6 protein-coding genes and 1 pseudogene are annotated in these 6,964 nt (G+C 44.8%); 5 read left to right on the top strand and 2 right to left on the bottom strand.

The window, feature by feature from the left end; all coding sequences use genetic code 11:
* The first annotated feature begins 234 nt into the window (after positions 1–234).
* From leuB to accD, 5 genes are all read left to right on the top strand, one after another.
* Positions 235–1,323: a 3-isopropylmalate dehydrogenase gene (gene leuB / locus LC653_RS43875; RefSeq protein WP_229501528.1), complete on the top strand. Its 1,089-nt coding sequence runs from the start codon at positions 235–237 to the stop codon at positions 1,321–1,323.
* An 89-nt stretch (positions 1,324–1,412) separates the two neighbouring features.
* Complete coding sequence (locus LC653_RS43870; protein WP_229453967.1) at positions 1,413–1,673, top strand: hypothetical protein; 261 nt, start codon at positions 1,413–1,415, stop codon at positions 1,671–1,673.
* A gap of 102 nt (positions 1,674–1,775) precedes the next feature.
* Positions 1,776–2,624: a prepilin peptidase gene (locus LC653_RS43865; RefSeq protein ID WP_229501527.1), complete on the top strand. Its 849-nt coding sequence runs from the start codon at positions 1,776–1,778 to the stop codon at positions 2,622–2,624.
* A 477-nt stretch (positions 2,625–3,101) separates the two neighbouring features.
* Positions 3,102–3,506 (top strand): hypothetical protein, encoded by a 405-nt coding sequence (locus LC653_RS43860; protein WP_229501526.1) that lies wholly within the window; start codon positions 3,102–3,104, stop codon positions 3,504–3,506.
* A 333-nt stretch (positions 3,507–3,839) separates the two neighbouring features.
* Positions 3,840–4,790, top strand: a complete 951-nt coding sequence (gene accD, locus LC653_RS43855; RefSeq protein WP_100899962.1) for an acetyl-CoA carboxylase, carboxyltransferase subunit beta — start codon at positions 3,840–3,842, stop codon at positions 4,788–4,790.
* Between the two features lie 81 nt (positions 4,791–4,871).
* Here the strand turns inward: accD and LC653_RS43850 are convergent, their stop codons facing one another.
* Positions 4,872–6,365, bottom strand: a complete 1,494-nt coding sequence (locus LC653_RS43850; protein ID WP_229501525.1) for an MFS transporter — start codon at positions 6,363–6,365, stop codon at positions 4,872–4,874.
* 508 nt (positions 6,366–6,873) lie between these two features.
* Positions 6,874–6,964: pseudogene (locus LC653_RS48180) on the bottom strand (IS5/IS1182 family transposase); the annotation flags it as partial.

Genomic DNA, 6,964 nt, shown 5'->3' with positions numbered 1-6,964 from the left:
GACTTTAATCTCCAGGTTTTGGCTATAAATTTCAGTTACTGTTAGATAATATTGGCTCAAAGCTTGACTCAATCAAAGTTTCAGAATCTTGCTTCGATTATTGTTTTCCGAGAGTGACAAAACAGGGTTAAATGATTACGTTAGAGCCGCACCCAAATAAATTAAAAACTCCATCAGTACATTTTGCTAGGTATGATATTTGATCTGCAAGCATTTACCCAGTAATAACTAGCTATGACCCAAAACTACCGCATTACCCTACTCCCCGGCGATGGCATTGGCCCTGAAATTATGGCAGTGGCGGTAGACGTGCTGAAAGTCGTAGGGAAGCAATTTGATCTGAAGTTTGAATTCCAAGAAGCCCTCATCGGTGGTGCAGCAATTGATGCCACAGGGGAACCCCTACCATCTGCCACTCTAGATACCTGCCGTAACAGTGATGCTGTATTACTGGCAGCAATTGGTGGTTATAAGTGGGATTCCCTGCCATCCACTTTACGCCCAGAAGCAGGTTTGTTAGGATTACGTGCAGGTTTAGGATTATTTGCCAATTTGCGCCCAGCGAAAATTTTGCCCCAGCTAATCGACGCCTCGACTTTGAAACGCGAAATTGTGGAAGGCGTGGATATTATGGTAGTGCGTGAACTCACTGGTGGGATTTACTTTGGTAAACCTAAAGGGATTTTTGCCACAGAAACTGGTGAGAAACGCGGTGTAAATACAATGGTTTACAGCGAATCGGAAATTGAACGCATTGGACGGGTAGCTTTTGAGGCGGCGCAAAAACGTGGCGGAAAACTTTGTTCGGTGGATAAGGCGAACGTATTAGAAGTATCTCAGTTGTGGCGCGATCGCATCACCCAACTTTCTCAGGAATATCCAGATATCGAACTCTCTCATTTATATGTAGATAATGCTGCTATGCAGTTAGTACGCTCTCCCAAGCAGTTCGATACTATTGTCACAGGCAATTTGTTTGGTGATATTCTTTCTGATGCTGCTGCCATGCTCACAGGTAGTATTGGGATGTTACCCTCGGCTAGTTTGGGTGCTTCTGGGCCTGGTGTGTTTGAACCAGTCCACGGTTCCGCCCCAGATATTGCCGGACTTGATAAAGCTAACCCTCTGGCACAGGTTTTGAGTGCGGCAATGATGTTACGCTACGGTTTAGACCAACCAAAAGCGGCAGATCACATCGAACAAGCCGTATTGCAAGTTTTAGAACAAGGCGATCGCACCGGGGATATAATTTCTCCAGGAAAAAACCTTTTAGGTTGCCGCGCTATGGGCGATGCACTGATTTTAGCTCTTGAAGGAAAATAATAAATAATGCCACTTGGGCAATTTGGCAACCTTTGCTATAAGTTTCGGGTAGACTAAAGGGAAATCTAGCAATCAAATAACAGTCGATAGTGTACGCATTACGACAAGGTCAAGTAAATTTTACCGCCCCAAAGAACCAATCGCCTTTGATTGATCCCGCCCTAATCAGAGCCGCCGGGCAGATATACTATACTCACTGTGAAGTACATCCCGAAATAGCTGGGCAACCTTCCGGTGTAGCAATTAATCGTGTGACTCATCGAGGTAAGGTTATTTTCACTAACCAACCAGTTCTTTTACCTCAAGAATGTTTTGTGCCCTTGAGTCAAATAGAATCGCACATGTATTAGTCATTAGTCATTGGTCATTGGTCATTCGTTATTAGTTCTCGACAAAGGACAAAAGATAAACGACAAATGACACAGGACAAATGACAAAGGACAAATGATTGTATGGACATTTTGTTCGCCGTTTTGGCGAGTGTAATGGTCTTTGCTTTAGGTGCATCTATTGGCAGTTTTATCAACGTTATTGTTTATCGGCTACCTGCTGGGTTGTCAATTCTTTGGCCGCCCTCTCGTTGTCCCCACTGCTTAAACCAGTTAAAAGCTTACGACAATGTACCAGTATTTGGTTGGATTTCGTTAAGAGGGCGGTGTCGATATTGCAAAAGCAAAATTGCTGTCCGTTATCCTGTGGTAGAAGGGGTAACGGGCATAATTTTTTTACTAGTTTTTTTGGTATTCCAAGTTTCGACTTTAACAATAGGCTATTGGGCTTTTTGTAGTTGGTTATTGGCGCTATCGCTTATCGACCTAGATACAATGACTTTACCCAATCCACTTACTCAGTCGGGTTTGGTGGTGGGGATTTTGTTTCAAATGGTGGTTGGTTTTTTACCAAAGGCTAGTTCCGTGGCATTGGTAAATCACCTGATGATGGCGATAGTCGGTGCAGTATTGGGCTTATGGCTGTTTGATGCGATCGCCCTATTGGGTTCAATTGCCTTTGGTAAAGCTGCAATGGGTGCAGGTGACGCCAAGTTAGCAGCCATGATGGGAGCCTGGTTAGGCTGGAAATATTTGCTTTTGGCTAGTTTTATTGCTTGTGTGCTAGGAGCCTTAACTGGCAGCAGTGTCATTATGCGTAGAGGCAAAGCCACGAGTCAAAAGACATCACTACCAAGGTTAGGACAAAAGATGCCTTTTGGCCCTTTTCTGGCTTTAGGATCTGTGATTACTCTATTTAGCGGCGAAGCCATTTTATCTAGCTACCTGCGGTTATTTTTTCCAGCGTCTTGAACTGGAGTGGGGAAGAGGCAGGGGAGCAGGGAGCAGGGAGCAGGGGGCAGGGAGCAGGGAGCAGGGAGCATGAAGAAGCAAGGGAGCAAGAGAGAAGAGTTTTCCCCTCAGCAAGAACAGCACCCCGCCCCTCTGCCTCTTTTCCATGCCCAATGCCCATTCATAATAAATATTTATAATTTGTGACTGTAACCAGCATTACCCCATCTACCCTTGATATTTTGATAATATTCAGCTTGTGACTTGTATTACCCTCGTGAACTACCCCGTTGTCTAGAAGGATGTAGCTCTCCCAATTCATCGGGAATACCCTTTAGAACCCCGTAGTTCTATTGGTCTGACATCCCTCCAAGGGCATAAGTCCTGGTTCCCAAGACCCAAATCTTTTACCCGTAGCTCTGCGCTACTCCTTCCCTACGGGACGCTGCGCGAACGGAGAAGCAAGCTATGCGTAGCGTCCCGTAGGGAAGGGTTTTCTTGCAACATATACCTATAAGCTTGGTTTTCGCTTGTGGCATTGATGGTGAAAAACGCGGTCTTGAGGGTTTCCCTCTCCTAAGGGAGACGCTACGCGAACAAAGAGCGATTTTGAACCCGGAGGGTCAAGACACTAACTATAATATCCGAGAAATCGGTGATTCATTATATATCCTGGATGCAATCGTCATTAGCCGCTCACAATCCCCACCTTATGAATACATTGAAAGTGGGGACTTCCGTAATCCGTTAACGACGATTAACCGTTGGCAAGCACAACTAGTGCAACAGATGCTGATTGCTCATAACCTAGCAATACAAATCATTGATTTGGGTAGGAGGGGGAAAGCATCTTATTTGGAGGTTGGTATTCTCACGGCTTTGTCAGTATGTCCATATAATTAAGTCTGCTGAAAAAAGAGCAAGAGACTTGTATTAGCATAAGTATTTTCGTTAAGCTGGCAACCAAAGATGAAAATTAAGGTCTGAATTGCTTAAAAGCATAGTTTGACAATGTAGCTATTAGTGAGCCAGTGCGGTCTTCTCCCAAAGGGAGAGGCTAGCGCCAAGGGGGTCCAAGGGGGTTTCCCCCATGAGCAACTGGCGTTAGCGCAGCGTTAGCGACGTAGGAGCGTCACCCAAAGGGTCATTAATAAAGACAAATGACCAAAGGCTAAAGACAACCCGATACGGCTTGACATGTTTTCGACCTCATACCCACTTAAAATAAAATAAAAAATGGCTAACAACGAAGAATCACGCGGTTTAAAGTCTCTATTTGATTGGTTTGCAAATCGACGGAAGTCAGGATCTACCAGCCTCGAACGCCAAGAACGTGAAATTGCTGATGGGCTGTGGCATAAATGTTCTAAGTGCAGTGTGTTGGCATATACAAAAGACCTGAAAGCCAACCAGATGGTTTGTACCGAATGTGGTCATCACAATCGGGTAGACAGCGATGAGCGCATCCGTCAATTGATAGATCACAATACCTGGAAACCGCTAGACGAGCATTTGCGTCCAAGCGATCCGTTGGAATTTCGCGATCGCAAACCCTACAGCGATCGCTTGCGGGAAATGCAGGAGAAAATTGGCTTAATAGACGCGGTTAAAACTGGTTTAGGTCAAATCAATGGTTTGCCCATTGCCCTTGGGGTTATGGATTTCCGCTTCATGGGTGGTAGCATGGGTTCAGTCGTCGGAGAAAGACTCACCCGCATGATTGAGCAAGCCACTCAACGGCGGTATCCTGTAGTTATCGTCTGCACCTCCGGTGGCGCGAGAATGCAAGAAGGAATGCTCTCCCTGATGCAAATGGCGAAAATCTCCGCAGCCCTACAGCGCCATAAAGACGCCCGATTATTATATATTCCTGTTTTAACCAATCCCACAACGGGCGGCGTTACCGCTAGCTTTGCGATGTTGGGCGATATCATTTTGGCAGAACCGAAGGCAACCATTGGTTTTGCCGGTCGGCGAGTGATTGAGCAAACCCTGCGGGAAAAACTACCCGAGAATTTCCAGACTGCTGAAGATTTACTCCTGCACGGTTTTGTTGATGATATCGTACCCCGTACCCAATTAAAGAACACCCTAGCCCAGTTGATTGCCCTACATCAGCCTGTACTAACAACACCTCAGATGGTGTTGTGGGAAACAATGTCCTTGACTTCTACCGCCGCAGAATAGTCAAAAGTCAAAAGTGATGAGTTAGGAGTGAAGAGTTATGAGTGTAAAATTCATAACTCCTCACTCCTAACTTCTAACTCCTCACTTTTGGCTGCCTGATGCTCTCTCCGCCTCTTTGACAAAAAGTAGTGGGATAAGCGCTGCTAGTCGAAATAGACTAGAGAGGGCGAACAACCCCAGTAAGCCTCCAAACTGAGCAAATTGAACAATGAAGCTGCCTATAGTTGTGCCTAAAGCACCACTCGCTCCAGCAACGGCAGCTGCGATCGCAAAATAGATAGACTGATTTTTAGTTGGTGCGATCGCCAATTGTATATTGTTGTTACACAAGTCAATCGCCGCCCAAGTACCTCCAGTCAAGATGTGTAACAGGGGTAACCACAACCAAATGTCAAGGCGATTAGCACCAATCCCCAGCCAAAGCAGTGGTGTGGCTGCAACCAAAATCCCAATACAGATCAAAATGGGACGATTGCCTATCTTGTCTGCTAATTTGCCCCACACGATGAGCATCAGCAAAGTCGCTCCCGCCTGAAGGCTGTTGTAGATAGTCACGTAGCTCACGTCTAAATCGAGCGTGTCCAGCATGTAGAGGTTAAAAAAAGGACTGCTGAGGTTAACAGCAAGCGCCCAGAAGCTGAAATACAGCAAAAATCTCAAAAAGTTAGAGTTTTTCCAGATGCTGGAAGCTGGCGCAACAGGTGGGGTGGTCACTGAGTTTACGGTGAGCGCAGTCGAACTGCGTAGCCGAAGTGTCGAATCCCTTTCTGTTCTATCCCCCTTGCTCCCTGCTCCCTCCTCCCTTGCCTCTTGTTCAATCTCATTTGTTTGAGGTAACTTGCCATAATAAGTGTTTTGCGATTGCGGATTCATATCCACCTGGAAATATTGACACCCCAATCCCACAATCCCAAACACTATACCTACCAGCAGAACCACCCCATAGCCTTGGATACTTCCACCATACCAATGTGATACAACTAGACCGGCTATTGGTACGCAAACTAAATTGGTAAGGCTAGCAGCACTATTGCGTATCCCAAAATACCTGCCTCGCAATTGCCGGGGAACTATCATTGCTACCCAACTTAGCCACGATGCCGCTCCTAATCCTCCCAAAAGATTGCTGAATAGAACAATCAAGAGTGTCAATATCACTAACTGGTGAGTATTAATCATTCCCAAGCTTACGCCAACAATACCGATTACTAGAACTAGCCATAGCAGCCGACCAATTCCGTGTGTCCGAAGAGAATATTGAAAGCGGCTGGTGCTACGTTCAGACAAGTAAGCACCCAACGGCTGAATAAGATTGACCAACATGGGGATAGAGCACAGCATCCCAAATACCACTGGACTAGCACCCAATTCCACCAAAAAATTGCTGAGTAAAATCCCGCCAGTTCCAAGGGAGTAAATCGCTGCTAAGACAGAATCTGTAGTGGAGGCTTTTAAACTAGTGCGAATCGCATCCTTGGGAATTCGAGAGGTTAGAGAAAGTGCTGTGGGCTGTGAGGCAATCTGGGGAATTTCCAGAGTCAGTGGCGCAGTTGTTTCAACCTGAACAAAATCCATAATGTATGTTTATGAGTAAAACATGCTGACATAAATCCGGTTGTTGAGGAACTCAGTATGCTTCCATTAGCATTCTTGATAAGTTTTCGTTATTTTAGCTTGCAATTCTCAACCAAAATTTCAAATAAGTTAGGACTTACGCACTGTACAAATGCATCGTGATGTGAATTAACGATGCTCCCGGAAGTTTTCAGGCTTCTCTTAATTATCCTGTGATCGAAAATAGACCATGCTCTAGGGGCTAAGCAATGCTTAGCCCTTACGAAAGATGTGGTTTTTAAAGTTATCCATATTTGGTATTTATTGTCAATGCGTAAGTCCTACAAGTAAAATATTACCTACTATTTTCGCTTTATAGGTAAGCAAATATACTTATAAAAAATCATCAATAACTTTGATAATCAGTTTGTCATTGCCTTGTTGGGGCAACAACCATTAAGGAACTTCCAAATAAAAAAATATCCCATCGCTTTTAGAGGCTGTTTGAAAAGTTTTGAGAAGTTAAATGTTATGCTAGTCGCCTTACCATAATACGGATGATAGCAAGGTAGATAAATGTCTCCGATGTTTCAGGCAATAATTCATAGTCTCTAACCAAT

It is taken from the genome of Nostoc mirabile CHAB5784 (assembly GCF_020829645.1).
Lineage (GTDB): Bacteria > Cyanobacteriota > Cyanobacteriia > Cyanobacteriales > Nostocaceae > Nostoc > Nostoc mirabile.
The sequence above is the reverse complement of the archived record's forward strand: the minus strand, read 5'-3'. Positions and strand labels throughout refer to the sequence as shown.